Source organism: Sinorhizobium sp. GQ132 (assembly GCF_059758575.1).
This window is the reverse complement of record NZ_JCAXDX010000082.1, coordinates 1-236: the sequence shown is the minus strand read 5'-3', so window position 1 is coordinate 236 and position 236 is coordinate 1. Positions and strand designations below refer to the sequence as shown.

The 236-nt window shown below is 64.4% G+C and carries 1 protein-coding gene; it reads right to left on the bottom strand.

The genetic code is table 11. From position 1 onward, the window contains the following. A partial coding sequence (locus AC6CIG_RS29820) for a helix-turn-helix domain-containing protein (RefSeq protein ID WP_498324403.1) occupies window positions 1–236 on the bottom strand: 236 nt, incomplete at both ends.

Below are 236 nucleotides of genomic sequence, written 5' to 3'. Positions count from 1 at the left end.
CTGAGCGGCGGCAGGCCATGAATGGCCTTGAACGCCGTCGAGAAGTTGTTGCTGTTCTCGTAACCCAGCGTTTCCGCGATCTTGGCGACGCTTTCGTTCCCACTGCGCAGGCGCCGGGCCGCCTCGGCCATCCGGAAGTGGCGCAGCCAGGTGATAGGCCCGCAGCCGAAGGAAGCTTCAAAGCGATTGACCAGGGTAGTCCGGTTGGTCCCGACGAGCCGGGCCAGATCGCTCAG